The 26017-nt window shown below is 66.4% G+C and carries 29 protein-coding genes; 5 read left to right on the top strand and 24 right to left on the bottom strand.

All coding sequences use genetic code 11. From position 1 onward, the window contains the following. Positions 1 to 4: 4 nt before the first annotated feature. From MMB17_RS07480 to MMB17_RS07430, 11 genes are all read right to left on the bottom strand, one after another. The gene (locus MMB17_RS07480; RefSeq protein WP_238311740.1) at positions 5 to 781 is read right to left on the bottom strand and encodes a hypothetical protein; all 777 of its coding nucleotides are present in this window, start codon (positions 779 to 781) and stop codon (positions 5 to 7) included. Continuing rightward, positions 778 to 1188, bottom strand: coding sequence for a hypothetical protein (locus MMB17_RS07475; RefSeq protein WP_241101635.1), 411 nt, complete (start codon positions 1186 to 1188; stop codon positions 778 to 780). The genes MMB17_RS07480 and MMB17_RS07475 overlap by 4 nt, the downstream gene beginning before the upstream one ends. Positions 1189 to 1193: 5 nt before the next feature. Continuing rightward, positions 1194 to 1691 carry a hypothetical protein gene (locus MMB17_RS07470; RefSeq protein ID WP_241101634.1) on the bottom strand — a complete coding sequence of 166 codons (498 nt, stop codon included), beginning with the start codon at positions 1689 to 1691 and terminating at the stop codon, positions 1194 to 1196. A 13-nt stretch (positions 1692 to 1704) separates the two neighbouring features. Continuing rightward, positions 1705 to 2742: a major capsid protein gene (locus tag MMB17_RS07465; protein WP_241101633.1), complete on the bottom strand. Its 1038-nt coding sequence runs from the start codon at positions 2740 to 2742 to the stop codon at positions 1705 to 1707. A 6-nt stretch (positions 2743 to 2748) separates the two neighbouring features. Further along, positions 2749 to 3123: a head decoration protein gene (locus MMB17_RS07460; RefSeq protein ID WP_241101632.1), complete on the bottom strand. Its 375-nt coding sequence runs from the start codon at positions 3121 to 3123 to the stop codon at positions 2749 to 2751. A gap of 15 nt (positions 3124 to 3138) precedes the next feature. Beyond that, positions 3139 to 4401: a S49 family peptidase gene (locus MMB17_RS07455; RefSeq protein WP_241101631.1), complete on the bottom strand. Its 1263-nt coding sequence runs from the start codon at positions 4399 to 4401 to the stop codon at positions 3139 to 3141. Between the two features lie 40 nt (positions 4402 to 4441). Beyond that, positions 4442 to 6076, bottom strand: coding sequence for a phage portal protein (locus MMB17_RS07450; RefSeq protein ID WP_241101630.1), 1635 nt, complete (start codon positions 6074 to 6076; stop codon positions 4442 to 4444). Then, positions 6076 to 6342, bottom strand: coding sequence for a gpW family protein (gpW, locus tag MMB17_RS07445; RefSeq protein ID WP_241101629.1), 267 nt, complete (start codon positions 6340 to 6342; stop codon positions 6076 to 6078). The genes MMB17_RS07450 and gpW overlap by 1 nt, the downstream gene beginning before the upstream one ends. A 4-nt stretch (positions 6343 to 6346) precedes the next feature. After that, on the bottom strand, positions 6347 to 8353 hold the full coding sequence (locus tag MMB17_RS07440) for a phage terminase large subunit family protein (protein WP_241101628.1): 2007 nt from the start codon (positions 8351 to 8353) through the stop codon (positions 6347 to 6349). Next, positions 8262 to 8924 carry a hypothetical protein gene (locus MMB17_RS07435; protein WP_241101627.1) on the bottom strand — a complete coding sequence of 221 codons (663 nt, stop codon included), beginning with the start codon at positions 8922 to 8924 and terminating at the stop codon, positions 8262 to 8264. Before MMB17_RS07435 ends, MMB17_RS07440 begins: the two co-directional genes overlap by 92 nt. A 149-nt stretch (positions 8925 to 9073) precedes the next feature. Then, positions 9074 to 9661 carry a phage tail protein gene (locus MMB17_RS07430; protein WP_241101626.1) on the bottom strand — a complete coding sequence of 196 codons (588 nt, stop codon included), beginning with the start codon at positions 9659 to 9661 and terminating at the stop codon, positions 9074 to 9076. Between the two features lie 344 nt (positions 9662 to 10005). On the opposite strand from MMB17_RS07430, the gene MMB17_RS07425 reads away from it, so the two are divergent. Then, positions 10006 to 10266, top strand: a complete 261-nt coding sequence (locus MMB17_RS07425) for a hypothetical protein (protein ID WP_241101625.1) — start codon at positions 10006 to 10008, stop codon at positions 10264 to 10266. Between the two features lie 259 nt (positions 10267 to 10525). On the opposite strand, the gene MMB17_RS07420 is transcribed toward MMB17_RS07425, so the two are convergent. From MMB17_RS07420 to MMB17_RS07400, 5 genes are all read right to left on the bottom strand, one after another. Beyond that, positions 10526 to 10753, bottom strand: coding sequence for a hypothetical protein (locus MMB17_RS07420; RefSeq protein WP_241101624.1), 228 nt, complete (start codon positions 10751 to 10753; stop codon positions 10526 to 10528). After that, positions 10750 to 10926: a hypothetical protein gene (locus MMB17_RS07415; protein WP_241101623.1), complete on the bottom strand. Its 177-nt coding sequence runs from the start codon at positions 10924 to 10926 to the stop codon at positions 10750 to 10752. Before MMB17_RS07415 ends, MMB17_RS07420 begins: the two co-directional genes overlap by 4 nt. Next, a complete protein-coding gene (locus tag MMB17_RS07410) occupies positions 10923 to 11138 on the bottom strand; it encodes a hypothetical protein (RefSeq protein ID WP_241101622.1) in 216 nt (71 codons plus the stop codon). Before MMB17_RS07410 ends, MMB17_RS07415 begins: the two co-directional genes overlap by 4 nt. Positions 11139 to 11140: 2 nt before the next feature. Beyond that, a complete protein-coding gene (locus MMB17_RS07405) occupies positions 11141 to 11971 on the bottom strand; it encodes a recombinase family protein (protein WP_241101621.1) in 831 nt (276 codons plus the stop codon). A gap of 241 nt (positions 11972 to 12212) precedes the next feature. After that, on the bottom strand, positions 12213 to 12482 hold the full coding sequence (locus tag MMB17_RS07400; protein WP_241101620.1) for a hypothetical protein: 270 nt from the start codon (positions 12480 to 12482) through the stop codon (positions 12213 to 12215). 348 nt (positions 12483 to 12830) lie between these two features. Between MMB17_RS07400 and MMB17_RS07395 the strand changes: the two genes are divergently transcribed. Then, a complete protein-coding gene (locus tag MMB17_RS07395) occupies positions 12831 to 13595 on the top strand; it encodes a hypothetical protein (RefSeq protein WP_241101619.1) in 765 nt (254 codons plus the stop codon). Between the two features lie 38 nt (positions 13596 to 13633). Here MMB17_RS07395 and MMB17_RS07390 read toward each other — a convergent pair whose 3' ends face one another. After that, entirely contained in the window at positions 13634 to 14425 is a 792-nt protein-coding gene (locus MMB17_RS07390; protein WP_241101618.1) for a hypothetical protein, read from the bottom strand. A 952-nt stretch (positions 14426 to 15377) separates the two neighbouring features. On the opposite strand from MMB17_RS07390, the gene MMB17_RS07385 reads away from it, so the two are divergent. Genes MMB17_RS07385 through MMB17_RS07375 form a run of 3 tightly spaced genes read left to right on the top strand, consistent with a single transcriptional unit; the run spans position 15378 to position 18336 of the window. Beyond that, entirely contained in the window at positions 15378 to 16316 is a 939-nt protein-coding gene (locus MMB17_RS07385) for an ABC-three component system protein (RefSeq protein ID WP_241101617.1), read from the top strand. Then, complete coding sequence (locus MMB17_RS07380; protein WP_241101616.1) at positions 16313 to 16564, top strand: ABC-three component system middle component 6; 252 nt, start codon at positions 16313 to 16315, stop codon at positions 16562 to 16564. The genes MMB17_RS07385 and MMB17_RS07380 overlap by 4 nt, the downstream gene beginning before the upstream one ends. Further along, a complete protein-coding gene (locus tag MMB17_RS07375; RefSeq protein ID WP_241101615.1) occupies positions 16561 to 18336 on the top strand; it encodes an ABC-three component system protein in 1776 nt (591 codons plus the stop codon). The genes MMB17_RS07380 and MMB17_RS07375 overlap by 4 nt, the downstream gene beginning before the upstream one ends. A 78-nt stretch (positions 18337 to 18414) precedes the next feature. Here the strand turns inward: MMB17_RS07375 and MMB17_RS07370 are convergent. From MMB17_RS07370 to MMB17_RS07340, 7 genes are all read right to left on the bottom strand, one after another. Beyond that, positions 18415 to 19358, bottom strand: a protein-coding gene (locus MMB17_RS07370) for an IS630 family transposase (protein WP_241101614.1) whose coding sequence is annotated in 2 segments (ribosomal slippage) — positions 18415 to 19022 and positions 19022 to 19358 — 945 coding nt in all. Because the reading frame shifts where the segments join, the coding sequence is not laid out codon by codon here. Between the two features lie 94 nt (positions 19359 to 19452). Then, a complete protein-coding gene (locus MMB17_RS07365; RefSeq protein WP_241101613.1) occupies positions 19453 to 22365 on the bottom strand; it encodes a hypothetical protein in 2913 nt (970 codons plus the stop codon). 700 nt (positions 22366 to 23065) lie between these two features. Further along, positions 23066 to 23413, bottom strand: coding sequence for a hypothetical protein (locus MMB17_RS07360; protein ID WP_241101612.1), 348 nt, complete (start codon positions 23411 to 23413; stop codon positions 23066 to 23068). A gap of 29 nt (positions 23414 to 23442) precedes the next feature. Further along, the gene (locus MMB17_RS07355) at positions 23443 to 23883 is read right to left on the bottom strand and encodes a Ros/MucR family transcriptional regulator (protein WP_241101611.1); all 441 of its coding nucleotides are present in this window, start codon (positions 23881 to 23883) and stop codon (positions 23443 to 23445) included. Between the two features lie 183 nt (positions 23884 to 24066). Continuing rightward, a complete protein-coding gene (locus MMB17_RS07350; protein WP_241101610.1) occupies positions 24067 to 24831 on the bottom strand; it encodes a hypothetical protein in 765 nt (254 codons plus the stop codon). Positions 24832 to 25487: 656 nt separating this feature from the next. After that, positions 25488 to 25733 (bottom strand): hypothetical protein, encoded by a 246-nt coding sequence (locus MMB17_RS07345; protein WP_241101609.1) that lies wholly within the window; start codon positions 25731 to 25733, stop codon positions 25488 to 25490. A 14-nt stretch (positions 25734 to 25747) separates the two neighbouring features. Further along, a complete protein-coding gene (locus tag MMB17_RS07340) occupies positions 25748 to 26014 on the bottom strand; it encodes a hypothetical protein (protein ID WP_241101608.1) in 267 nt (88 codons plus the stop codon). Between the last annotated feature and the right edge of the window lie 3 nt (positions 26015 to 26017).

Here is a 26017-nt window from a genome sequence, read left to right as displayed (position 1 = left end):
GGGCTTACCCGGGGTTGAGGACGAGCTCGGCGGAGACGTCGGGCGTCCCGTCGCCCTCACCGGAGAGGGCGAAGTCGAAGCCCATGCCGAGGCTTCGCAAAGCCGGCAGGGGCGGCTTGGCGCGGTCGACGGCGACCAGGGCCTCGGCGAATTTCGCGCAGGCTTCCGCGGCATAGGAGCCCGGGGCGACCGCCTTCGCGACCGTCGAGAGCGGTGCGGGAAGGGCGTCGAGGCCGGTGGCACCCCGAGGCGGCATGGGGCAGCCGTCGTGCACCCGGCACTTGAGGGTGAGGATGCGCGCGGCGACCCGGTCACCGTGCTCGTCCGAAGCCGCCCGGTGGCTCTCGTAGCCGTGGATCTTCGCGATCTTCCGGAAGGCGGCGGCGATCGCCGTCGCGCCGTAGGCCAGCGTGAGCCAGATCTGGCCTTCGAGGAAGTCGAGCTGCGCCTCGAGGGCCGCGTCGGTGACCGGATAGCCGATCGCGAATCCTTGCCCCTCGTCGGCCTGGGCGACCATCGAGAGCTCGATGACCAGGTCGACGTTGCGCCAGAAGGGCGGGCCGCCGGCGGGCGAGACCCCGTCCTTCATGTCGGTGGGGGTGCCCTCGTCGCCATCCGTCTGGACGATGAGGATCGGCTTGGCGTCGGACAGGCTCTTCGGATCGATCGCGCCGATGCGGCTGTCGAAGACCCGGTTCTCGGCAAGCGTCGGTCGGGCGCCTTTGACGCCGGCGAGCGCGCCGACCGTCGCCAGGCGCAGCGCGGCCCGTGCGAGCGTCATCTGGCCCGCTCCACGATCACCGGCATCCAGATGCGGCCGGCGTCGTCAGGCTCGACCTTCGCGACACGATAGGTGACGCCGGTCTTCTGCCGATGAAGGAGATCGTTGGGCCGTGGCTCCCAGGGCAGGCTGTGCCGCATGACGGAAACCTTCAGTTCCGCCCCGACCGTGCGCTGCGCCGTATTCGCCGCAGTCGCTCGCGCCTGCGGGAAGTAGACTTGGCCTGCCTCGTGGAAGGTCATGATCGCCCTCACCGTGGCACGGCCGAAATCGGCCCTGGCCGTGCCGTTCACATCGCCATCGTCGGCGGCGGCAGAGGCGACCGGCTCGACGAGGAAGGGCTCGCCGAAAGCGGCATCGATGGCGGCGTCAGCCGCCGCCATCGCGTCTTCGAAGTTCCCGGCCATGGGGATCAACTGGCGCGCCGGCGACGGCCCGCGGTGTCGCCCTCAGCTGCCTGTTCGCCGTCCGTCGGCCGCTCGCTCTCAGGTGCTGCATTTCCGTCGCCGGACGGCGACGTCGCGGCCTCGAGTTCGGCTCGGGTCGCAGCCAGGGCGGCCTCGGCAGCCGAGAGCGAGGACTGAAGCTCTTCGATCTCGCGCAGCCGCGCCGCGGCAAGATCGATGTTCGCGTCGCGCTCGAGGACGAGGTCCGCCCGCTCGCGTGCGGCCGCCTCGATCTCGCCGGCGAGCCGAACGAACTCCGGCGAGGGGACGCCGGCCGGACGGCCGACGAGCACCTTCGCCCACTCGGGCAGCTCGTCGCCGTAGGGGAAGGCAGCGCCCTCCTCGACGGCACGGAGCGCGATCTCCTCGGGCTCGTCGTACTGGTGACCAGCCATGAGGGTCCGCTTCACGTTCCCGGTCTCGTCGACCGGGTACGTGAAATCGGCCAGCATGCGGATGTGCATGGCGCTCTCCGTCTTAGGCCGAGGTGCCCTTCACGAGAAGGGCGGGCCGCTTGCAGAACGGCAGCGGGTTCGATTCCGTGTGGATCTCGATGCCCTTGTCGAACTTCATGCGCTCCTGCTTGGCGTAGATCGGGGTTCCCAGCGCGGGCGCCTGGTTCACCTCGTCGATGGAATCCGGAGGGGCCCAGTAGGTCGCGAAGGTCTGCTGCGTGCCCTCGGGATAGAACTGCGCCGTGCCGGCATCGATGAAGCGGGTCGTGGTGCTCGATCCGTCTCCGGCGAGATAGGACGCCGAGCCGCGATACTCCTCCCAGGTGATGTCCTGGAAAGTGAAGCCCTTACGCACGTCGTTGCGCAGCGGCTCCTGGCCATTCTGGTAGAACTTGTAGGCTTCCTTCACGCTCGGATGCGCGATGAAGCCCTGGAAGAACTCGGGCGAGCAGAGCGCGCGAACGCCCGACATGACGTCGCCCTTGAGGTTGTCCTCCATGTACCCCCTCACCGAGCGTGAGGCGCCGCCGACGTCGAAAGCCGGATCGGACAAGGTGAACGTCACGGTCTTGGGGGTGATCCCGAACTCGTTGAAGAGGTTGTAGATCACCGAGCCGTCGGCATCGAGGATGATGCCCTTGAGGGCGCCGACCCGAAGGTTCTCCCAGGTGATGTGGTGCTTGTTCGCCATGTCCGAGAGCTTCTCGGTCATGGCGTCCTGCATGATCGCGAGCGCATCGGTCGCGCCGTAGCGGACGCGGTTCTGCAGGTCTGCGGCCGTCAGGGCATCGTCGTGGGGGATGTGCGGGATCAGGAAGAGCCGCTTCTCACGCCGGTTGCGCACACCCTGGGTGGCCGGGCCGCCGCGCTCGCGCGCCGGGAGGAGATTGAGCACGCCGTTGCGGTACTCGATCTCGACGTAGGTGGTCGCCAGCGCGCGATCCGGGAAGACGCCGAGCTGCCCGAGGCGCTGGTACATGTTGGGCACGACGTTGACCGCATCGGTCAGCGCGCGCGCCGCGAAGTGCGGGCTCTGGAAGAGGTCGAGAACGGTGGCCATGTGACCTTACTCCCCCTGACGGGCGACGATGCCGAGCGCCTTCAGGGCGGCGAGGGCGGCGGTCTGCTGGTTGCTGGTGGTTCCGGCCGGCCACTCGATGCCGTTGCGGACCACGGCGGCGTGGCGGGCGACCCAGTTCACGCGGACCGCGGTGGCCTGCGCGTCGAGATGGACGGCCGAGAGGCCGACCACGGTGCCGGTGGAGTCCGAAGCGCCGGGAACCCAGGCCACCGGATTGCCGGACGCATCCAGGGCGACCGGGGAGCCGAACTCGAGCACGGTGCCGGCGGGCACGGTGCCGCCGTCGTAGCTGTAGTCGGGGTGGTAGAAGCGGAGGACGTCGGAGAGCCGCTTCGGCTCACGGGCGAGCAAGGATGCCATCGTGGTGGGCCCTCCTCAGGCCTTGGAGATGCCCAGGCGGGCACGCATGCGGTCGGCGAGGCTCGGGCCCTGGTGTTCGCCGTGGGCGCCACCGGTGCCGAGATCGGGGTTGGACTGGCCGCGCATGGCCGCGACGAAGTCGTTGCCCTCGGCCTGCGGGGCATTCTTGGGCGCCTTTGCCAGCACGGCCGCGGCGCCCTCGGCCGCCATGTCGGTGTCGAAGGCGAGGTGGCTGGCGAGGTCCTCGCGACCCTTAGCCTGGTCGGAGCCGAGGATCGCCTTGCAGCGGGCGCGTTCGCTCGTGACGCCATCCGCCTTGCCGGCCTCGCGGCCCGTCTTCTCCCCGTCGGCGCGCGCGGCGGCGACGGCTGCCTCGTGGGCCTCCGGAGTGATCATCTCTTCGTCCTGTTCTTCAGGGGGGGTGAGTTCGGCCTGAAAGGCCGAGACGGCGTCCTCGAGCGAACCGACCGCGTCGGCGAGGTTGTTCGAGACCGCCTCGTCAGCCGAGAAGCAGAGGGCTTCGGTCGCGCGGACCGCCTTCTCCTTCAGGCTGCGGTTGCGTGCCACGGTGGACACGAACACGTCGTAGAGCCCGTCGATGCGGGCCTGGATCCGGGCGCGCACCTCGTCCGGCAGCGGCTGCGCGCTGTTCCCGTCGACCTTGTGCTTCCCGGCATGGATGAACGTGATGGCGAGACCGGCCTTCTCCAGGGCGGCCGAGCGGTCGACATGGAAGGTGACGACGCCGATCGAGCCGACGCCGCCCGTCCGGGAAACCCAGATCTTGTCCGCCACGGATGCGATCGAGTAGGCGGCCGAGTAGGCGCCCTCGTGCGCGAAGGCCCAGATCGGCTTCTTGCCCCGCGCGGCGTACATCGCGTCGACGAGATCGAAGTTGCCGGCGACCTCGCCGCCCGGGCTGTCGCAGATCAGCGCGATGCCCTTCACCGCGGGATCGGCCAGACCGCGATCGAAGGCGCGGCGGATGTAGACGTAGCCGGTTACGAACGTGCCGACCGCGAAGGAGAAATCGTGGAGCAGGACGCCCTTCACGGGGATCTGCAGCACGCCGTCGACAACCACGTAAGGGCGGAAGGCGGCCTTCCACGAGCCCGCCTCCGGCCAGAAGCCGTCGTCGGCCGCTGCCGCCTCCCGGAGCATGGCGGGACCGTGCTCGATCCCCATCACGGCTTCGAGGCAGGCCTCGAAGCGGTCACGGCGCTCCGGCGCGACGAGCGAAGGCTCGCCGGCGAAGCGCGCAAGCAGCGGGTTCGACATGTCGGGTTCTCGATTGTGGGCGGGCCGAAGCCCGGTCGGCTCAGGCGCCGGCTGACTTCTTGGGCTTGCGGTCGCCTTCGGACTCCTCGTCCGAGGTCTCGGCCGCTGCGCCCGGCGCCTTCACATGGATGTCCGGCAGGCCGAGGGAGGCGGCGAACTTGCGCTCGCGCGCGCGTTGCTGGAGCACCTCCTGCCAGTCGGCACCCTGTTCGGCGCACTCCTTCTCCAGGGTCGAGAAGCCGCTCTCGATGCGCATCGCCGCAGCGCTCGCTTCCTTGAGGGGGTCGACCCAGCCCTTGCCGGGCCCGATCCACCGGGCCGCGCAGTAGGCGGCCTTGTGGAGGTGGAACGGCCGCTTCTTGGCGAGACCGCCGGGGAGCTCGATGCGGCCGGTCTGAATGCCCTCCTCCAACACCGCCGCGTACCACGGCATCAGGAAGCCCGTGCCGAAGAAGCCTTGGCGGGCGGTGAAGCCGCGCCACACCTCGATCAAGGCGGCGCGTGCGCTCGAGTAGTTCACCTGGCTCCAGTCGGAGCTGAGCTGCTCGTAGGTGGTGCCCAGGGCAGTGGCGATGTTGCGCAGCGACACGCGCTCGAACATCTCGAAACCCGGGTTCGGGCGCATTGCCTGCGAGAAGGTCACCTTTTCGCCGGGGAAGAGGTAGTTCAGCTTCACGCCGGGCATCTGGATCGGCGCCGCGTCCCAATAGGCGAGACGCTGATCCTGATAGCCGGACAAGGCTCCGCCGATCTGGGCCTGCGTCAGATCCATGCCGCCGCCCATCGATTTGGCGAGCTCGGCATGATCGAAGGGGCTCTCGACGAAGGCCGCGAGGAGCGCGTTCAGAACGGCGGCCTGGACCTCCGCTTCATCATAGCGGCCGAGCATCCGCAGCTTCTTCACGATGGCTGCGAACTTGGAGACGCCCCGGTACTGGTCGGCGCGGTCGGGCTCGTAGTGGTGGAGAACCTTCCGGCGCCCCCAGGACGTCTCCCGCTCGATCCGCTCCCAGGCCAGGATCGTCGTGGTGGCCTTCAGGTCACCGGGGTGACGGGTACGGATGTGATAGGCGACCGGCTCCTGGTAGCGCCCGAGCTCCACCCCGTCCTGCATCCGCTCATCGTCGATCCGCCCGGACGGCGACGACAACCGATCGGGGTCGATCAGGCGGAGCGCCGTGGCCGTCGGGCCGCCCCGCTCCAGCCAGAGCAGGGTGCCCAGGGCCTCTCCGTCCCAGACGAAGTGCCGGAAGGCGAGCGCCAGGAGGCCGCCGACCGTCAGGCGCCGACCGGCATCGCACCAGCAATCAGGGTCCGTGGCATAGTCCTGCCAGAACCCCTCGAAGATTTCGCCGAGCGCGGCCGCTTCGTCCGGGTCGAGCCCGAGCGTGCGCGCGTTCGGGGTCGAGGACAGGCGCCAGCCCGAACCGATGATCGCGTCGACGAGCCGCGAGACGCCGCCCGAGGCCCAGCCATCGTTGCGCGCCATGTCGTGGATGCGCGACGAGAGCAGGTCCCGGTCGAACGAGAGGGCGCTCTGGGCCGAATAGTTGAAGGGGAAGAACCGGGCGAGATCGCTATGCCGGTAGGAGGCCCCCTCGTAGGCCGTGTCGCCGGCGACGACGCGCCGTGCCGGGTTGCCGTCCGGCCCCAGGATTTTCGGTGCGCCGTCCATCAGAACAGGATCCGGCGAGCGGGCGTCCGGGCGAACCCGGTCCATGACGTGAGCGGAAGGCCCAGCGCGGTCTCCAGGCCATTGATGTAGGCGCGTAGCGCCGTGAGGTTGGTGTGGTCCCAGCGGACCATCCGCCCGTCCGCGTGCCGCGCCTCGAGGGTCTGCGCACCGGTCATGAGGCGATGGTAGGAGCCCCGGGCGTCGACGAGCTGCTGCTCCTGCTGGGCGCGCAGGGCCGTGGCGTCCGTCACCAGGATGGTCGCCATCGAGCTACCTGCGGTTCAGCTTGGCCAAACGTGCGGCCAGGTCGTGTTGCGGTTTCGGCTCGGGCATCTGCCCGGGCCTCACGTTCAGGCGCCGCGCTTCCCGCTCGGCCTGCCAGCGCTCGGGGGACCAGGCCGCCACACCGTAGGTCCAGAGCATCGCGCGGGCGTAGACCCGGCAATCGAGCGCCTCGTTGCGCTCGTGCAGCTTCTTCCACTCGAACTTGCCCGTCCGGCTGCGCACCCGCTGCTCGGCAACGAGCTGCTGGCACCATCCGGAATCCAGGTAGTCCGGGACGTGGACGTAGCCGTACGGGTACCCGGACGCGGCGATCTCCTCATCCGTCGGCCGGTTCAGGCCGAGGAAGCGGTAGAGCTCGCCCTTGAAGACTTCGCCGAACACGCCGTGCAGCCGGATGGCCCGCTTGCGCTGGCCGAGAGGCTGATAGGTCGGCGTCGCAACGGGCGAGTTCGGCTCGTATCCGGGCCGGCCCTTCACGGCGTAGACGAAGGCCTGATCCTGGGTGGCCACCCAGGTGTAGACGGCGAGCGTCTGGTCACCGGTGTCGACGGCGACCCGATCGAGCCCGATCTCGGTCCCGCTCGGATGCCGCCATTTCTGGCGCATCGCGGCCTCGATCGGCGCCCAAGTCCGGGGCTCGTCCGCCCGGCCGTAGCTGATCTCGCGCTGGATCGCCCAGGACTCGGCGTTGTCCCCGAAGCCCCAGACATGGAGCTCGACGCGATCGCCCTGAACGTCGATCGCCCCGAGCATCATGACGACGCCGTCCGGCACCGTGCCGGGTGCCCAGGACTCGCGGCGGTCATAGAGGCGCTGCCACTCGGGAGCGTCCTCGCCGTCCTGGAAGGGCAGGCCGAGCTGCGTGTTGTAGAAGGTCTTCAGCAGGTTCGGTTTGCCGACCGCCTTCAGCCACTTCCGGGCCATGACGGCGAGCCCTTCCCAAGGGCTATAGAGCTTGGACCCCCAGAAGCCGGCGTGGCCGTCGAACGGCGAACGCTCCCCGCATTCCCGGCAGAGAGAACGGCCTTCAGCGTCCCAAGCCTCCGGCTCCTGCTCGATGCCGCAGCAGGTGAACCGCGCCGTCTGGCGCCAGACGATCGCGCCTTCGGTCTTGCAGAGCCGCTGCCTGTCCTTTTCCGAGAAGGGCTCCGGGCAAGCCTCGCAATGGTATTTCGCGGTCTCGGGCAGGTGCTGGCCCGCCGCATCCTTGTCCCAACGGACCCGCTCCCAGGTCATCACCTGCAGGTGACCGCAGGCCGGGCACGCCACGAAGGGCTTCCGCTTGTCGGACGCCTCGTATTCCTGGTCGATCCGCGACGAGCCTTCGATCGTCGGCGAGCACACCCGGGCGCTCTTCCGGTTCCAGAAGGTCGCCGAGCGTTCCTCGACAAGGGAGAGCGGATCGCCCTCCTTGCCAGCCGAGGCGGGATACTTGTCGACCTCGTCGGCGAGTACGATCCGGATCGGGCGCGAGGCCAGGTCGACCGGGCTGTTGGCTCCGACGATGGTGAGATGGCCGCCGGGGAACTCCTTGTGGGAGATCGTGGTCCCGCTGTCGCGCGAGCGCGGGTCCTTCACCCGCTCGCGGAGCTCCGGCATGTCCCGGCGCATCTTGTCGAAGCGATCCTTCGACCAGGACTCCCCGAGCTTCGTCGTCGGCTGGATCAGGATGATCGGAGCCGGATCCTGATGGATGTGGTAGGCCGCGATGTTGTTGAGCAGCTCCGTCTTGAGGAGCTGCGTGCAGGCCATCACGGTGAGGGTGTGGACGATGGGGTCGGTCCAGGCCAGCATCGGCCCGCGGGCGATCTCGACGTTCGATGTCAGCCAGTCGCCCGTGACGCTTGAGGCCTCCGGGCTCAACTTGCGGAACTGCTCCGCCCACTCGACGAGGTTGAGCTTAGGCGGAGGACGGAGCCCCCTCCGCGCCGCTAGCGCCAGCCGTTGCGCCAGCCGCTCCCGGGTCAGGGCCGAAATCAGCTGAGAGTGCATTCAAGGCTTTGGAGACCTCAGCGAAGAGGCGATCACGAACGACGTGCGGGTCCGGCTCGTTCGTCAGCGCTTGGGCGAGGTTGCCCGGGATCGCGAGAAGTCGGGCACGGCAGCGGCTGAAGGCCTTCTCGACCGCCGCGCCGACCACTTCGATCTCGACGAGCTCGCCGCGGGCCTTCGCGATGCCCATGGCGCGTTCGCGTGCCTTGAGGATCATGTCGGCCGTACGGGCCTTGCCGAAGTCGATGCCCCCGTCGGCATCCTCGGCGCCTTCCTCCTGCAGGACCTGCTTGAGCAGCGTCAGCGCTGCGCGGGCATCTTCCTCGGTGCGGACGGGCGGCGCTGCGGACTGCGGACCCTGCGGACCAAGGTGCGGACCCTGGTCCGCAGAGGTCCGCACCTTGGTCCGCGCCGGATCGGTGCTCCTGTGCCAGTCCTGCTGGGCCTGTGCCGGGTCGTAGCTGCCGTCGGCTAACTTTTTGATCCGACCGGCTTCTTCGGCCTTCCTGACCGCCTTCTCGGAGACGCCGAGGAGCTCAGCGAGCTTCCGGCCGGACACCCCGATCGCCATAGGTGCGGACCTTGAATTTCGAGGCTGTGGCTAGCGAGATCCCGGGCACTCCCGCCCGCGGAGGGTCGATCTTGGGGGAAGGACCCGTGGCATACCAGATGCCAACCCTCGCCCCCTCTCTGGCATGCCAGATGCCATCCAACCCTCCCTCACGCGCCGCCGATCACCCTCCCGAGCTCGTGCTCGAGGCGGGCGGGCAGATCGCTGGCGGCCATCGAGTAGAAGACCTCGGCGCTGGCGCCCTTCACCATCTCCTCCGGGATGAACAGGCCCGAGCGGACCACGTGGAAGCGGTCCATGCCGGTCGAGGTCTTGCTGTTCAGGCGTTCGAAGACCTGGCCGTTCCAGTTCGGCTTCACGACTCGATGCGGCCACCAGCCGGCCTTCATGAAGGTGCCCGCGTAGACCTCACGCTTGGACCAGGGCGCGGCGCTCACGCCCTTCGCGGTCTCGCGGGCTCCGAAGTGCTTCAGGCGGATATCGCCGCCGTGCGAGCGAATGGCGTAGGTGAGCGCCCCTTCCGAGGCCTTGCTCTCCCGGAGCGCCTTCACGATGACCTTGCGCTTCAGGCCCGTCTGCGGGACCAGTGCGCGGATCATCCGCGTCCTGGCCTTGGCGCCCGTGTGGTTGATGGCCCGGGCCAGCGCCAGAGGCGCCTTCTTCCCGGCCGCACCGATCTGGTTGCCGAGCCGCTGGATCGCCGAGGCGTCGAGGCTGACGAGCAGGCCGCCGCTCATCGGCCGAGCCTGGACCTCGCCGTCGCGATGCGGGTGGCGAGGGCGGCGCGCGCGTCCTCCGCGGCCGTGCGCCCGACGAAGCCGGCCTGCGCCGCAGCGGCGCGGGCGTCACCGCGCGCGATGGCCTTCGTCGCCTGGACGATGGCGGTACGGCGTTCCGAGCAACGGCAGCCCATGTCAGTGACCTACGGTGATGGTGACGTATTGGCCCGACACCGGGTCGAGCACGCGGACAGTCTGGGGCATCGGCGCGCCGTGAAGCGGCCGGCGGCGTCCCGCGGGGGCGTGACGCCGGAACCGCCTGTCGGCGGGGCCGGCCGGCGAGCACCGCAGCAGGATAGCTGATGCCCGCAGCGCCGCGGCTCGCGCAGCGGCAAGATGATCACGGCGATGGCGCCGGCGAGCAGCGCCACGGCGAGCACGCTCCAAGCCTCGACGGGCTGGACGAGCTGGTCAGCAAGCCGCTCGCGCACCGCGGCAACGCTCATCGCGCCGAAGACGGCGCCGAGCATGGCAGCGAAGACGGGACGCAGCATCGTCAGAACCCTCCGTGCCCGAGCCTGCGCACGAAGCGCCAGAGCCAACCGCGAAACATGAGCCCGTGACCTGATGCGTCGGCCGCGGCAGTTGCTGGCTCATCGGCGCCGGCCCTTGGTCCGGCGAGCGGCTGCGTGGGCGGCACGCTCCTGTCGACCGCGCTCGTGGCCATCCTCGTAGGACGAACGACACACGGAATCGGCAAGCGGTACGGCCAGCGGCTTTCCCATCGCGCCGCGCCAGCGGCCGAGAGCGAACGACGTCGAGCAGGTCACGGGATGCTCCGAGAAGCGGTGCGGGCGTCAGCCACGCGATATTCGGCGAGGCTCAGCATCGCGCGGGACCCTCACCAGAAAGACGGTGGCCCCAGACCTGAGCCGCCGCAGCGGTCAGCTCTTGCCGACGTCGGAGGTGCTCTCGCGCAATGCGAAGCTGGCCGATCGACGGCACGCGGTCAGAGATCATCCTGCGGATCGCCGGCATGCAGCGATCGGCGACCACGATGTCCTGCAGGAGCGCTGGCAGCCGCTTGAACTGCGCGTCGGTGAGCGTCACAGCTGGAGCCTCTGCATCATGGCCCGGCGCACCTCGCGCGCCTCGGCCGCGGCAATCGCAGCGAGCGCCTCCTCGGTCGGCGCAGTCTCAGCGAGCGCTTCGGCCTCCTCGCCGGAGAGCACCGGATCGGGCTCGGGAGAGGTGTCGGCGAGGCGATCGGCAGGGCTGATCAAGCGCGCACCCGGACAGCGACAGGCAGTTGCTCGGCGAAGACGTGGTCCCAAGCCTTCGCCGCGCTGGCGAAGAGTTCGGCATCGTCGCGGGCGGGCACCCAGCGGATGCGGGTGCTCTGGGCGGCGAGGAAGAGCGGAGCTTCCCGGGACGAGGAAGCGAGTTCGATCGCCCAGCCGGTGAGGCCGGATCGGAAAGCGATGCGCGGGGGCATGGTCAGACGATGATGGCGGTGTGCGCGCCCTGCTGAAGGACGTGCGTCTCGGACCCATTCCAGGTGAACAGGTATTCGATGACGCCGCGGTGCTTCGGGTTGTCGAGCAGCTTGGCGAGCGTGGAGACCCGCCAGATACCGCCCTTCGGCGACGGGATGCCGTCGGCGTTCAGGCCGTCCGCAATCGCCTGGAGCGTCCGCCGCCGGCGCCGCTCCTGATGGATCCGCTTCACGACCCGGGCCTGATCCGGGACGACGGCGAGGCCGCCCTGCAGGTCCTTGGTGTAGCCGTAGGGCGCCTGCCCGCCGGCGAAGCCGCCCTTTGCGGCCTTGGCCATGCGCCCGCCCGCGGTGCGGTCCCGGATCACGAATCGCTCGTTCTCCGCCATGCCGGCGAAGATCGCGAAGAAGGTCCGGCCCATCGGGTTCGACGTGTCGATCACCGACTCCGTCACCGACCGGAACGCCACCTCGTGCTGCTCGGCGAGATCCGAGACCGTGGTGAGTGCATGGCGGATGTCTCGGGACAGCCGGTCGATCTTCGCCACGAGCAGGACGTCGAAGCCGCCAGCGGCCGCCAGATCAAGGACGCGGGCGAACCCAGGCCGGTCGGCTGGGCGGGTCGCGCCCGAGATGCCGGGATCCGTGACCAGCTCGACCAGGTCGTAGGCCTGGCTCAGCGCGAAGGCACGGACCGCCTGCTCCTGCGTTTCGAGGCCGTGGCCGGAAGCGGCCTGCTCGTCGGTGGAGACGCGCAGGTAGGCGACCGCCCGGGTGGCAATGGCGGCCTTGGCCTCCGATTGGATTTTATTCCGGGCCTTCAGGCGGCCCACGCGACGCGAGCCCTGAACCACCTTTAAGCCTCTGAATTTGCTTATTTATTTCGCTAGGCAAACAGCAATTTGCCTATCAATTCCACCGTCTCTTAAGACGGTGGAAATCGCCTCGGCTCGACGCCGACATGATCGGGAAACAGCGCCACCGTACGAAGCTGTGCTGCGTCGCTGTATCCGTTCTCGGCGCGGCCGGCGAGCCGAGGGCTCCTTTCCCATTGTTCTCGGCTTGCCGTTTCATTCACCGCCTTAGGGAGGCGGATTGCTCGGCGAGCTGTCTCGGGCGCCGTGCCACCACCTCGAAAAAGCGTCCGCCATAACTGCGGCGTCCGGTGGCGAGGCTCAGCATCTCGGGCACACCGATCTGCCGGCGGAGCTGCCAGACCAGGGCGCGGATGCGCTTGCAGTGAGCGTCTTTCGCCTCGAGGTATTCGGCTTGGTCACGATAGCGCCGACGGCAGAAGGCTTCGGCCTCTTGCTCGATCGCCGTGACGATGGCGTGAGCGCTCATTGAGGGCCCAGGGCCAGGAGCGTCATGTCGATGACCATTCCAAAGATCGGGTCCGGCATCTGCCGGCGAAAGCCCGGAGTTGAGGGCGGTTCGGATGCAGATCCTGCCGGAGCGCTACGGGCCGGTGTCATAAGATCGCTTCGCGGGGCACGAGGTGACGCCCGCGAGCTTCAGGATCTTCTCGGTCGGGCGAGGGCCCGAAACGACAATGGCCCCGAGCGGGTGTCCGCCGGGGCCGAAGAAAACTTTGCAGAATGGGATATGCCACAAGGAAAGGTTGGTACGCAAGTGGGCATATGACGGGAGCCCGCATGGCGCTCTCGGCAGCTTCAAGCCACAACGATAAGCATGAGCAATGATCTGATTCCGTCCGAAGATTCCCAACCGAAGGCGATGGGGGCCGGGCCGCAACTTCTGCAGAAGGTTGGCACACTCATCGTCAAGGCCGCGCTTAACAGTGTGCCTCTAGCTGGCCTAGCCTTAGACCTTGGGCAAATGGGGATCGATTTTGCCAATGCTCGCGTGACGGAGCGCTTTTTCGAACAACTCGGCGAACGTATCGATCGTCTCGAAGAGGACGCACGGGAACGACTGAAGCAAGATCAGGTTCATCAGACCACAGCAGATGCTGCGATACGACGGCTCTTAACCGAAACAAATCCGAGGATGGCCGATGCGCTCGCTCGCGCAGTTGCTGAACTCGGAAAGCCACATCGATCTGCGATGGAAAGAATGGAGGTTGCCCGCGCCTTAAGCGTACTTACGGAACCAAACCTCCATCTCTTGCAGACGTTCTATCGGGGGCGCCTTCCACATCCAGCATTCACGGAAGCCGAGAACAAGCTAATTGAAGGGGTTCTAGCTGACAGTCATTGGGTTGGTTTCATTGTGCGCGAGTCGATGCCCGCAATCTCGTGGGTTGGCCCAGTGAAGAGTTTGGAAGCTGCCGGATTGATCGAACTTGAAGGGGAAGAGGATTTTGCCCGAAGTGCTTCAGGCCCAGACTTTCCGATGGTTCGCCGAGTGTTGCCGCTCGGAGAAATTGTTGTACGACTGTGCTTTGCCGACCCGAACACTCCAACCTTCGGGAAATACGCGCCTGAAAGAGTCTGATAGCTTAGTATTAGATACGACTCCACCACATCGCTTTCTCAAGCGGTCTCGGCCGGTTCCGAATCGCCGCGGCGGTAGATCTGCCGGACCTCGGAGTGGCGGCGAGGCCGCTGGCGCCGGCCGGCGACGCGCTGGTCCTTCAGGATCACCTCCCGGGGCGGGAGCAGGCTCGGCACGATCTCGATCGGAGCTGGCTCGGGCTCGCCCTCTTCGGTCCAGGGCATCCGTGGCGCGGTCGGACCGGAGAGCTCGATGGTCTGGAGGCCCATCACCTGCAGCAGCTCGGTGATGTGCTCCAGCGCCGCCCACCAGGCCGCGTACTTCGCCCGGTCGAGGGCGACAGTCGCCGCGCTCGGGCAGAAGCGGATCTTCGTGAAGGCGCCGGCTGGATAGACGCCTTTGCGGATGGGCTTCGTCGGCAGATCGTGGGTGACGAAGATGGGCTGGCCCTGTGCGTCCTCGTATTCTCGGGCCTCGCGGACCCACACGGTGGTCTGGCCGGTGATGGAGCGGACCGGCTCAACCGCCACCCTGTCGTTCGTGTCCGGGCGAGTGCGGGAGGTGGCGCACGCGATGAGGACAGCGACCGTCTCCCGCCGAGCCTTCTCCATGATGCCGACCTGGTCGAAGCTCTCACCGATCCGGTAGGGGATCAGGAAGCCCCAGAGGTCGAGCTTCTCGACATCGCAGCCCTTCACCGCGTTGATGATCAGCACCGCGTCCGGATGCGGCTCGCCCATGGCCAGCGGAAACCCCGGATCGTGGTTGGCCCAGTTGTCGATGCGGCCGCCGAATGCGCCGGCCCGCCACATCGGATGAACCGCTGGCAAGACAGGGCCCCTCAAGGCCTGGTCGGGGCGCATCTTCGGCGCCTCTTCACGGAAGGCCCATTGAAGGGCCTGTTCGATGTCGAGCTTGCGCTTGCGAGCGGGCTCGGAACTGGCAGACGTCGAAACGCACGCCGACACGGTCATCCTCACGAAGCTAGCGCCGTTTCAAAACAAACGGGCAACACCCTTCGGGTCGGGCGCTTCTGGCACCACTGTCAAGCTGAAGCGATAAGAGGGGCAGAGCGATTGCTGCCCTCGCAGCGTATCACGTCCGCGACGAGCAATATTTTAGTGTTAAGGTGGCCGCCACTTCGATGACCGGATATTTGAATGAAGATCAACGCAAAAACACTCGCCAATATCATAAGCGCGCAATTGAATATATCTTGAAAGCCGACCTATCCGCTCCGGTTTGCTCGGCAGCCTTGCGCTCCTCTCGGCTCCTCCGAAGCACAGGCAACAATTGCGCAGCTTGCGGGTTCAGTTGCGCCATGAGCCGACATTTGGCTTGTGAGGCCTGAACCACCGCTCTTGACCCTTAGCCGACATCCGGAATGCCTGCTCGTGGGCAGTCTGATGAGGCTGGTCCACATCAAATCATTCAGCGTTTCGAGTGCACCTTTTCGGGCAGTCCGCTGCTATGCCCGTGATGAGCAGGAAGACAGTACAAGTTGGACCGATGAGGACGATAGTGAGATGCCTGCTGCCGCATCCAGGCTATGTAGAACATAAGAGAAATATGATGGTGCTTGGTAGCACGTCACTCGACGTCGCTAGCGTCCAACGGTGAGCTGATGTCACTCGCCACCAACAGACCTCGCGTGGATGTCTGCGGTCGCGTTGCGGGTTAGTCGACCCGTGGTATCCTTCGGCTGCAGTCACCAGCGGGTGTGTACGGCACCGCCCCTGGGGTGGGTGACCGGCGCCCCCGAAATCAGCCGCGCGGTCGCCCATGCCGATGACATCCTACCAGCGTTGGATGTACCAGACCTCCCTTGCTCTGTTGGTCAGGAGCGCCTCTGGGACCGCGTTCCAGGACTTCTTCTCGAAGGTGATGGAGAAACGTCACGGCGCCGATTTTCTTCGCGTGCGAGCCATGGGCAGCCTCGGCGACAAAGGCTGCGATGGGTACCTTCAATCGACCGGCTGCGTCTTCCAGTGCTTCGGCAAGACCGAGGACGCCGCCCTCAACGTGAAGACGCTCGTCAAGAAGCTGAACGACGACTACGCGTTAGCGAGCAAGCACCTGGGCGCCATCATGAAAGAGTGGCACTTCGGTCATAATCTCGTGAATGGCGTCCCAATTGAGTTCGTGATGGCGGTCGAGGCCCTAAAGACCGCCAATCCTCAGCACGTCATCGGCGTAATCGGTCCGGCGGGGCTGGAGGCACGCGTTTTTGAGCTTGACGAGGGCGTCCTCTCCGACCTGCTCGGTCCCGCGGCGACCGCCGAAGACGGACAGAACCTCAAAATGGAGGAGGTCGCGGCGCTCGTCGCGTCCCTAATGGTCAGCATCGACAACGCCCCCTTGCCGGACGGCGACCCGCTGGAGGTCCCCGTCGACAAGCTCGAAACGAACCGGCTTCCACCGCGCTGGTGCGGATTGATCGCGGGCGGCATGAAGAACGCGCCATTCGTTGCCGACTATCTCGACAACCATCCCGTGCCTGAGACGGGCAAGAGGTTGGCCTCTGAGTTCAACCTCCGCTACCGGGCGCTAAAGCTGGAAGGGCTCGGCCCCGGCGAGACTATGGATCGCCTGTTCGAAGCTATCACGGGCATCGGCAGCGTGTCCGTCTCCAGGCAGGTTGCTGCCGTCGCGCTGCTCGCGCACCTGTTTGAAAGTTGCGACATCTTCGAGGACCATCGCACGAAGGTGGCGGCGGCATGATCCTTCCAAGCAAGCATCTGAGCCAGAGCCGGGCTCTCGTCGGCGTCGGAGCCGAGATCCTGGCGCAGCTGGACGAGCCGCGCTCCGTCTCCGAACTCTGGGAGCGGGTGCGCGCCGACAGGGCCGGGCGTACCGACGCGGTACCCATCACCTTCGACTGGTTCGTGCTGGCTTTGACGTTCCTGAACGCGATCTTCGCCGTCCGGTTCGAAGGGGGCGTCGTCACGACGGCCAAGGAACAGTCGTGATCCTATCCATCGAGAGCGACCTTCCGACCTTCAAGAGCGTCCGCTTCCACGACGGCCTGAACGTGCTTCTGTCGGACCGTGCGCCCGAGTCGGGGGACAAGCAGACGCGCAACAGCGCGGGCAAGTCGAGCTTGGTCGAGGTCGTCAACTTCCTCTTGGGCTCGAAGGCGGGCAAAGAGTCGCTCCTACGACATCCCAAGCTGAAGGAGTACACCTTCGAGGGGACGTTCCGACTTGGGGACGAACCGGTCACAGTTAGGCGGTCCGGGAACGAGCCCGCGCGCATCCTCATCGATCCGTCGCAGGCCGAAAGGCTCGGCATGGCGGCGAGGAAGGACCGGGACACGGGCGACACCTACGTCTCGAACGAGGTCTGGAAGGAGGCGCTCGGGCATTGGATGTTTGGCCTGCCGGCGAAACTCAAGGGATCAGCCTATGAGGAGCCGTTCACTCCGAGCTTCCGCTCGATGCTGTCCTACTTCGTGCGTCGGAACCCGGGCGGCTTCATCAGCCCCTTCAAGCACTACGAGAACCAGTTCGTCTGGGATTGGCAGGTCAACCTGTCCTACCTGCTAGGCCTGGATTGGACGGTGCCGTCCGAGCTACAGCGCGTGCGCGAGAAGGAGCGCCAGCTCGAAGAACTGAAGAAAGTGGCGAAGGGCGGCGGAGCGCTCGGCGAAGTCATCGGCACTGTGGCCGAGCTCCGGCCGAAGCTGGTCCTCGCCGAGGCGAAGGCCGAGAAGCTCCGGACCGACCTGGCGAACTTCAAGGTCGTCGACTCCTACAGGGAGATGTCAGACAGGGCTGCCGAGGCACGCAACGAGATGCTGCGGATCGAGCGCCGCGCAACCTCCATCAAGGAAAACCTCGCCTACCTGAGGACCGCTCTGGAACGGGAGCGGGCGCCCGAGACTGGCGACGTCGAGCGCGTCTACGCCGCCATCGGCATCGAGCTACCCGACATGGCCCGTCGCCGCTTCGACGCCGTGAACTTGTTCCATCGGTCCGTCGTCGAGAACCGCCGCACCCATCTGCAGGCCGAGATCGCGGAGTTCGAACGCGAACTCGCCGACGGTGAGGCGAAGACCAGCGCGCTCGACGCGTCGCGGCAGGAGATCCTGCGCTTTCTGGACGGCGGCGGCGCCTTCGAGGATTTTCTGCTCCTGCAGAAGGAGCTTGCGACGCTGGAGGCCGAGGCGGCCTCGCTCCGCCAGCGGTTCCAGGCGGCAGAGCTACTTGAGGGGCAATCGACCCAACTGGAGATCGACCGCTCCAGCCTCAGGCTCAGGCTGCAGGCCGACCATCAGGCCCGGAAGACCCGCCTGAACGAAGCGATTCTGTTCATTGGTAAAGTGATCTCGACTCTCTACGCCGACCGATCGGGAGAGTTCGTCGTGGAAGCGGCCGATACCGGTCCCAACTTTCGCATCACCATCCAGGGCGATCGTGGCGGCGGCATCTCCAGCATCGAAATCTTTTGCCTGGACTTGGCGCTCCTATTCTTCACGTCGAGGGAGCGTCGCGGCCCGAGATTCCTCATCCACGATAGTCACATCTTCGACGGCGTCGATGAGAGGCAAATCGCCTTGGCGCTCAACCTGGGCGGCCAAGTAGCGAACTCGGTCCGGTCGCAGTACATCGTGACGATGAACTCGGACATCTTCGACAGGCTGCCGTTGGCCGAAAGTCACAAACGGGATGACATCGTGTTGCCGGTTCGGCTGGCCGATCTCGACGAGAAGAGCGGGCTGTTCGGTTTCCGGTTTGATTGAAGGTCCCGCACGGTCTCTCGACTCTCCCTGCAGCGTCGGGGATTGCAGCTGGACCGCTCAGGCTAGAGCGATTTCGGTTTAATCTGGTTCATATCCTGCTGCGGCGAAGTAGTTGGCGCATTCGTCTGGCGTGATGGTGTCGATCAGCCTGCCGATGGCCGCCCACAATCCCTCGACGGTGCGAGCGGCAGCCTTGCGCAGGCGCGCCTTGAGCTTGGAGAAGGCCATCTCGATCGGGTTGAAGTCCGGCGAGTAGGGCGGGAGGAACAGCAGCCTTGCGCCGGCCGCCTCGATCGCAGCGCGCACGGCCGGTCCTTTGTGGCTGCCGAGGGTGTCCATCACGACGATGTCGCCGGGGGTGAGTTCGGGCACGAGGACGCGCTCGACATAAGCCTGGAAGGCGTCGCGGTTGATCGGCCCGTCGAGCACGAACGGTGCGGCCATCCCGGACAGGCGCAGGCCCGCGACGAAGGTCGTGGTCTTCCAATGGCCATGCGGCACGGGGGAGCGCAGCCGCTCGCCACGCGGAGACCGTCCGCGGGTGCGGGCCATCTTGGTCGAGGTCCAGGTCTCGTCGAGGAATACGAGGCGGGTGGGATCGAGGTCGGGCTGGCCCTCGAACCAAGCCTCGCGCGCCGCCTTCACGTCGGGACGGTCCTGCTCCGTGGCATGCGCTGTCTTTTTTTGTACGTCAGGCCGCGCGCGTCGAGGAAAGCCCAGAGGGTACCCAGCCCAACCGTGAGGTCGTGCTCCTCCCGCAGGCGGGCACGCATCTCCTCCAGGGTGATGTCATCCGTCTCGGCGATCAGGGCTCGCAGGAAGGCCTCATGGGGATCGAGCTTGGAGCGGCGGGCTCGTCCCTGGGGGAGAGCCGCCACCGTCCCGGTCGCCGTGAGCGCGGCCATCCAACGGATCGCCGTGGCCACACCGACCCCGAAGCGAGCCGCCGCCTGCCGACGGGAGGTGGCTTCGGCGGCGTCGACGACCCGTTCGCGGAGGTCTTGGCTGTAGGGGCGGCCCATGCTCGGCTCCTCTTCAAGAGCCCGCAGTGAATCAGCATCACGTCCGCCGGTGAACCCCCGCAAGCCGATTCAGCCCAAACCGAAACCGCTCTAGTCATGAAAGATGGCCGTCATGACCGTTGTCGGACCAGCCAAAGATGTCCGGATGCTCGGCATCGTCGTCCCGAAGCCGGTAGCGGGCAATCAGGAATCGTTCGAGGCCTTCGAAACTCAGGAATGAAGGGGCTCGAAGCTGACGGCCGTCGAGAAATGCCGCGAGGTACATGTCCGAGTGGATCTTGATCGTCTCAGGCGAGAAGATGCTTGGATCGAGTGCGTCTTCCTCAGCCTCCGGGGTGTCCGCCATCTGGAGCATGACGTCCCGCATCCTCTCTTCCGGTACGTCGCGCTCGGCCAGCCGGTGGTTCATCGCTATGTTGTTCACGATGCTCAGGAGTTCCCAGTCCTTCGCGCCTTTTTCGCGAATGGCCCGAAGGGGTCGCATTGCGACGGTATCCGCCTTCAGGCGCTCGAGGGTGAACCTCACCGGAGCCAGCGCTCGTTCGTAGCGGATCGAAATATCGAGCTTTGCGGTTTCCGCCTCGTAGGTCGGACCCGGTCCATCGAACCATCGGACGCGAGCGCCGGCACGAGATCCGAAATGCCGATCCGGATCGAGTTCGCCCGCGGTTGCCCTGACATCTTCGGCGAATGCCGTTTCGGAAACGAAATTCCGATAGAGTTCGGCATAGGGGCGGCCGACGAAGATGGGCTCAAAGATTGATGCGTCCATCGATTTCATCAGGTTTTCTTCCGAGAGAACGGTACACAGATGAACAATAGCCGAAAACAGAACGATGGCGTCGATGCCGTGATCTTCATTTCTGTCTACGGTCGGCAGCGTGACAGCAATCGCGCAGGCTTCGTGATCGATGATCTCGAAAGTCAACCTGTCCCGACTTTCATCGAACTCGAGCTTGATCGTGACCGAGCACGGGATGATGCCCAGGTCGCGGTCGGCCATCGCGCAGGCGGCGAGCTGCAATTCGGCGACGAGTTGCTCGGCTCCGGGTGTCGTTGCGTAGCAGTTCGCGAAATCGCAGCGCCAATCGATCCCGAGGGCACTCCAGCGGACGCGTCGGGTCGGTCCTAGGTCGCCGAACGGCCTGTCGAGCATCGCGCCCTCCAGGTCCGTCCAGACGCTGTCCCAACTCCCTCGGTTCCAGAAGCCGGCTCGGCTGTCGGCTTCGCTCCAGATGGGGTCCCTGATCGCCGGCGGCCATTCGGCTGCGAGCGGGTCGATGCTTTCGCGGGCCGCGGCGTTTCCGCGTTTCAGGAGACCGAGCAGCGCGGCCAGTTGATTGAGATTGTCTTGCACCCGCGGATGCTCTGCCAAGTCCATCGGGCGAGGATCGTGCTCGAGGTGGGCCGCAATCATCATGGGGACCAGCTGCATGAATCCCAGCGAATTGCCGGCGACATCCTCGGCATCCAGCACCTCGAGTATCGCGAGAGGCAGCAGGTTCTCCACCCGGCCGGGCTTCTCGCAACGCGCGATGAAGGCGGCCGCCAACGCCTGATACTTCGCGGCGTAGGCTAGCCCGAGGCCGCCGTACTGATCGGCTAGAGACAGCAGGATACGAAGCGTACCGGCGAGCTGCTCGCCCAGAAACCACTTCGTCTTCGCCTTGTGAAATTCGCGGATCGCGGCCGTCGCATCGCCTCGGTCCAGGAGGCCGAATGCCCGGTCGACCGCTTTCTCGCCGGCCGCGGCGCTTCCGGCACGCTTCTCGAATAGGTCGTCGGTCCGCGACGCGAGCGCGCGCAGTCCGCTGTTCTCGCCCAGCTGGACGAGGATCCTCGTCAGGAAATCCGAGAACTCCTCGATCGGAAACAACGGAGCCTCGGCCGCATGGTCGAGCATCTCGTTCCAGAACCCGAATGCCCGATCGAGATCGCGCTCGACGGTCGGATCGGACGGGGTCATCTCCAGATCACCCCGTATCCGTAGCAACCCGCTCTGGCGCCCCGGCCCGATGCCCGGCTCCGCCAGGCATCCCTCGACGATGCCGACCAAGGTGGTGCGGCGGGCGAATAGCTCCTGCGGGTCCACATCGTATTGCCCGAGACCGAAACCTCCGAGGCCGTAGGTCGATAGACAGGCGGCGTCGGTGAGCTCGCCGATGCCGAGGTGATCTGCGACGTCGCTGAAATAGTCGACTACAAGCTCGGCCGCCGGCGTCATGTCGCCCTTGCCGCGGAGATTGCCGACGGCGATCTCGTACATCGCATCCCGCGCAAGGGCGCGCTGCGTCGGCCCGGTCAGGAAGACCGCCATCTTGTCTAGCCAGAAGCGGAGATCCGGACGCGCGGCTTCGTCGAACGTCGCCGTGCGCAGGCCTGCCTTGACCTCGAGGAAGTGCGCGCGGCTGAACGGGACGGGGGTGCGGTCCTGCCAGTTCCGCCGATGCTCGACGTAGCTCTCCTCGAGTTGCGCGAACGGCGCCACCTCGGACGGCAGATGAAGGTACTCTTGAGCGATCCAGAAGATGTCCGGCTCGGCCAGCCATTCGGCGATCGCGTTGCCGTCGAAGATCTGGAGCTCGAGGCCGCTGTCCTTCGCCCATTTGATCAGTTTGAGGCGCTTCGCGATCGGCAGGTTGGCCTCGCAGAAGTAGACGATCTCGTCGACGTCGCCGCGAGCGAGGTGGGGTCTGACGTCCGCTCGAATTTTCGCCTCGATCGCCTTCTCCAGGCTGCAGTCGAAGACGAGTCTCCGGGCACCGCTCGAACGCGCAGCGAAGCGGTTTCCAGGAGGGGCCGGCGACGAGTGGCGGGTCTTGAAGGACTCGAAGTCCCGACCGCCGTCTCCCCCGCTGCCGACGGGTCCGGTCGCTGGGAGAATGTTGCTCGCTATGCGGGCGCGCGCCACATGGCGGGCGAGGTGCTCGAACTCGTGCTGGGCGTTCCTGGCGCCCATCTCGGACAGATGGAAGCGGATAAGGCTCGAGAGGTTCGCGGGATTCATGCGGACGGAATTCGGATGTCTCGACCCCAAGCGACCGGACCGACGATCTCGTGAAGCCGGATAGATAGTCGCGCGATCGGACCTTTCTCCGTCGAGAAGGAAGGCGCGGCACGTCGGTCCGCAGAAATAGCTACGGTCAAAAGTCCTCGCGGGCAACTTCAGACTTCGCTGATGCTGATGAAGGCTCGGACCACGCGAAGCCGTGGCGCACATCGTCCCGCTGACCGTTGTCGAGCTTCGCGGCGGCTTCTGGAAACGACCCGTCAACGCGGACCATCTATTCCTATCGGCGTTCTACGGGGAGCCACGGCGCCGCCAGTTCAGGAAATCGAAATCGCAGCCGTGCGGCTCTGGCGCGAGAACTGGCGCGTCAGCGTGCGCAACGGCCAGGTAGTGCTCCCGCGAGGTGGTTCCTACACCTACATCGGTCCCGTGCTCGCGACCTGGAAAGTCAATACGGTCGTAGAACGAAGCAAAAGGGGCAAACCTATGACCACTTTGCGAGCGCTCCGGTGATCTTCTGCCGACTGATTTGGGTCGGCACCGGACGGACGGTCACCTGGAACTGAATGTCCGCTACCGGGCGATCAGCTGATGTCCGCTCTTGGCGCTAAGCCGCTGTTCAGCCGGCGGATGCTGAACAGCGGCTTACCAGCCGTTGCAGATGGTGCCAGACATTGCGATTGATCAGTCACCTACCTCATTCGACCCCTCCAGCCGGTTGGACCATCACCAGCAAGAGGTGAGTTATCGCCAGATCGACATGGCGCTGCGCCGTCGTTCGGCTCCAACCGCGCAGGCGGCAGGTCTCACGGAAGGCGCCTTCGTCGGCCTGGGCGCGGCACCACGCCTTGAGCTGCTCGCGATGCTCCCGGTCCGGGATCTCCCGCTCGACCAGGCGACGGATGCGCAGGTCGAGCGGGTAGGGACCGAGATCGGGGTCTGGGGGCTTATCGGTCAGGGCTGAGATGATCCACGCCACAGCCTGCCGGTGACTGTAGCGCGGCGGGTAAACCGGAACGTCAGGTTTTGCGATACGCGACGCCATCACGCTCCGAGCCGAGTCCTGCTTGGCGCCTACGCGGCGTGTTTCGCCGGTCCGCCGGACCGCCCGAGACCGATCTTTTTGGCCAGAGCGGAGCGCGCCACCGAATAGTTGGACGCAACCATCGGGTAATCGTCCGGCAGGCCGTAGAGCCGACGGTAGGCGACAGGGTCGAGCCCATGGCTGCGGAGGTGCCGCTTGAGCGCCTTGTACGGTTTGCCGTCGATAAAGCTGATCAGCGCCTCGGGCGTAATCGACTTCCGGATTTGTCCCGGGGTCGCGTGCTCGATCTCGTCGTTCTCAGTTGGGGCGACCGTCGGCGCTGCGCCCAGGCCGGAGATCGTCGCGTAGACTTGGCTGATCAGTCCGGGCAGCTCCTTAGCCGGCAGGACGTTGTTCGTGACGAAGGCGATCACGATGTCGGCCGTGAGGCTCAGCGAAAGATCGTCGATGGTCGTGTTGTCGTTGGACATGGTGTGCTCTTCAGGTTGGCAGGGGGCTGGACGACCTGCCGGAGCGGCATGCTCTCGGCCGTTGACCACCAGGTCTTGCAGAAGCCGCATCCGCGCCAGCAGCGGATCGTCCGGGCGCTATCCCAACAAATGACGCTGGTGAAGACGGGTCTGCCGCAGGAGGGGTAGCCAAAAATCGGAGCGCTAGCCTCTGACAGCTTGGCGCCGCGCGATCGCTGCCCTGCGCTCCGCCTCCGCCGTCTGGAAGCGCCGGACATGCGCCATGTGCTCGGCGGTGCTGCCCTGGCGCGCCGCCGCGCTCAGATCCTCGTCCAGGCGCCTGCCGGCTTCGGCGATGGAGGCGATGAGCTGCCTCGCGGCGGCGGCGCCCTTCTCGCGCTCCTCAGCCGTCGGGCGTTTCGAGCGTCCGTCCGCCGGCTTGGCCAGGAGCACCGCGTTGAGGTCATAGCGCTCGACCTTCATCTCCGTGATCATCTCGTCGACGGCCCGGCGCATGTCGGGCGGGGTCGGCGGGAAAGCGTAGTTCGGCCACGGGAAGCGACGCTGATTCCAGCTCTTGCAGGCCCGGTGGACCACGCCGACCGGGAACCCCTCTACCGCCTCGACGAAGTCGTTCACCATCATCACCCCGTTGACCGGGTCGAGGGCGCGGAGCTGCGAGAAGCCCATCAGGAAGGCGTGCAGCCGGTCGTGAACCCGCTGCCGATCCCAGGCCTCAGCGCCCGCTTCCAGCCAGGCGTCGAGCTCATTGCGCAGGGCGAGGAAGCGCTGCCGCTCAGCCGGCGCCAGCGCGAAGCCGGTCGAATTCCAGGAGCCGTCCTCGCTCCTCTTCGTCGACGCCCTGAGCGTTGCCAGCCGCTCCCGCTCGGCCGGCGTCATGGGTGGCACCGGCTCGCCGGTCACGAGGGCGGTCGAGGTGTTCGAAGGGGTCGCGATAAACCGAGACATCGCCTTGGGCCTTTCGTTGTGCGAGGTGGGAGAGACCGTTGCCGGAAGCGTGGTGCGCAGAGGGCGGGGCCCGGGAGGGCGACTTGCGCACCTCGCGGCGGCCGATCTCGCGGAAACGGTTCCGGAGAGTGGCGACCCAGTCGAGCTTTCGACCGCGGATGCCTGGGATCCCGCGCCAGTAGTCGCAGAACTCGGCCAGGGGCTCGGCCGCCTCGGCACCGACGTAGCCGAACTCGGCTGCGACCCGCTGTGCTTCGGCCGAGGTCGCGAAGTCGTCCGGGATGCGCTTGCCCCGCCGTTCGTCGGCCCCCTTGGGGGCAGAGGACCCTTTAGGGTCCGAGGGGGAAGACTCTGGGGGGATAGTTTTAGGGGGTGTGGGGGACCTTTGGGGGGGTAACGCCTCGTCACGCTCCGTCACGGTGCGTAACGCGTTACGAGCGTTACGGTCTCTGAACCTGCGCTGCCGTTCGGCATTCGCGGCGCGCCTGCTCTCCGCCGCAGCTTCCGTCCTAGCCCGGCGCTCGGCCTCTTCGGTCTCGATCGCGCGAATGGCCACCGCGCCGCGGGCGAGTTCCATCGCCACGCGCTGCAGCAGCTCCGGCTCAAGGCCAGCTCGCGCTAGATCCGCGATGAGGGTGGGATCGGCCACTGAGCACCTACTTCGCAGGGGCGGTGTCATTGGAGGCAGCCTCGCTACGCTGGCGGAGCTGCTCGGCATTGTCCCTGACCCACTCCAGGGTGCGCACGGCCGCCTCGAGGGGACCGAGCTTCGAGCGGCAGGCGCCGGTCTCGACGCTGCGGTGGCGCTCAGGCGCGCGCTGCCAGGCCTCAACGGCCGAGCGGATGCTGACGAAGCATCCGCGTACCTCGTCGATCTGCTGCTGGATGGTGGGGCGTTCCATCTCGGCCATGGTGGTCAGCCCATGCCCGGCGCCGCGATGAAGCTCTGGGCGTTGCCGTCTCCGAGCAAGCCGGAATCGGCAGGGACCAGGTAACCCTCCGAAATGGCGCGACGGCTGGACGCAGGGGGCGCCGAGAGCCCCCCAGGCTCGAACCAGAAGGTCAGCACGTCGACGTCGTCCCCGATCGCGCGAGGCTTGTAGCCGCGGCAGAGGGTCTTGCCGGACCGGCAATGCTCGATGACGGAGCGCACCCGCTTGGGTAGATTCTCATATTCGGTCATCGT

Origin of the sequence: Methylobacterium organophilum (genome assembly GCF_022533465.1) — a bacterium.
Classification (GTDB): domain Bacteria; phylum Pseudomonadota; class Alphaproteobacteria; order Rhizobiales; family Beijerinckiaceae; genus Methylobacterium; species Methylobacterium organophilum.
The sequence above is the reverse complement of the archived record's forward strand: the minus strand, read 5'-3'. Positions and strand labels throughout refer to the sequence as shown.

Bases quoted from the DNA above. Each gene is read 5' to 3' on its own strand.
- MMB17_RS07480 (WP_238311740.1), bottom strand. From the start codon at position 781: ATGACGCTCGCACGGGCCGCGCTGCGCCTGGCGACGGTCGGCGCGCTC.
- MMB17_RS07475 (WP_241101635.1), bottom strand. From the start codon at position 1,188: ATGGCCGGGAACTTCGAAGACGCGATGGCGGCGGCTGACGCCGCCATC.
- MMB17_RS07470 (WP_241101634.1), bottom strand. From the start codon at position 1,691: ATGCACATCCGCATGCTGGCCGATTTCACGTACCCGGTCGACGAGACC.
- MMB17_RS07465 (WP_241101633.1), bottom strand. From the start codon at position 2,742: ATGGCCACCGTTCTCGACCTCTTCCAGAGCCCGCACTTCGCGGCGCGC.
- MMB17_RS07460 (WP_241101632.1), bottom strand. From the start codon at position 3,123: ATGGCATCCTTGCTCGCCCGTGAGCCGAAGCGGCTCTCCGACGTCCTC.
- MMB17_RS07455 (WP_241101631.1), bottom strand. From the start codon at position 4,401: ATGTCGAACCCGCTGCTTGCGCGCTTCGCCGGCGAGCCTTCGCTCGTC.
- MMB17_RS07450 (WP_241101630.1), bottom strand. From the start codon at position 6,076: ATGGACGGCGCACCGAAAATCCTGGGGCCGGACGGCAACCCGGCACGG.
- gpW (WP_241101629.1), bottom strand. From the start codon at position 6,342: ATGGCGACCATCCTGGTGACGGACGCCACGGCCCTGCGCGCCCAGCAG.
- MMB17_RS07440 (WP_241101628.1), bottom strand. From the start codon at position 8,353: ATGCACTCTCAGCTGATTTCGGCCCTGACCCGGGAGCGGCTGGCGCAA.
- MMB17_RS07435 (WP_241101627.1), bottom strand. From the start codon at position 8,924: ATGGCGATCGGGGTGTCCGGCCGGAAGCTCGCTGAGCTCCTCGGCGTC.
- MMB17_RS07430 (WP_241101626.1), bottom strand. From the start codon at position 9,661: ATGAGCGGCGGCCTGCTCGTCAGCCTCGACGCCTCGGCGATCCAGCGG.
- MMB17_RS07425 (WP_241101625.1), top strand. From the start codon at position 10,006: ATGCCCGCAGCGCCGCGGCTCGCGCAGCGGCAAGATGATCACGGCGAT.
- MMB17_RS07410 (WP_241101622.1), bottom strand. From the start codon at position 11,138: ATGCCCCCGCGCATCGCTTTCCGATCCGGCCTCACCGGCTGGGCGATC.
- MMB17_RS07400 (WP_241101620.1), bottom strand. From the start codon at position 12,482: ATGAGCGCTCACGCCATCGTCACGGCGATCGAGCAAGAGGCCGAAGCC.
- MMB17_RS07395 (WP_241101619.1), top strand. From the start codon at position 12,831: ATGAGCAATGATCTGATTCCGTCCGAAGATTCCCAACCGAAGGCGATG.
- MMB17_RS07385 (WP_241101617.1), top strand. From the start codon at position 15,378: ATGCCGATGACATCCTACCAGCGTTGGATGTACCAGACCTCCCTTGCT.
- MMB17_RS07380 (WP_241101616.1), top strand. From the start codon at position 16,313: ATGATCCTTCCAAGCAAGCATCTGAGCCAGAGCCGGGCTCTCGTCGGC.
- MMB17_RS07365 (WP_241101613.1), bottom strand. From the start codon at position 22,365: ATGAATCCCGCGAACCTCTCGAGCCTTATCCGCTTCCATCTGTCCGAG.
- MMB17_RS07360 (WP_241101612.1), bottom strand. From the start codon at position 23,413: ATGGCGTCGCGTATCGCAAAACCTGACGTTCCGGTTTACCCGCCGCGC.
- MMB17_RS07355 (WP_241101611.1), bottom strand. From the start codon at position 23,883: ATGTCCAACGACAACACGACCATCGACGATCTTTCGCTGAGCCTCACG.
- MMB17_RS07350 (WP_241101610.1), bottom strand. From the start codon at position 24,831: ATGTCTCGGTTTATCGCGACCCCTTCGAACACCTCGACCGCCCTCGTG.
- MMB17_RS07345 (WP_241101609.1), bottom strand. From the start codon at position 25,733: ATGGAACGCCCCACCATCCAGCAGCAGATCGACGAGGTACGCGGATGC.
- MMB17_RS07340 (WP_241101608.1), bottom strand. From the start codon at position 26,014: ATGACCGAATATGAGAATCTACCCAAGCGGGTGCGCTCCGTCATCGAG.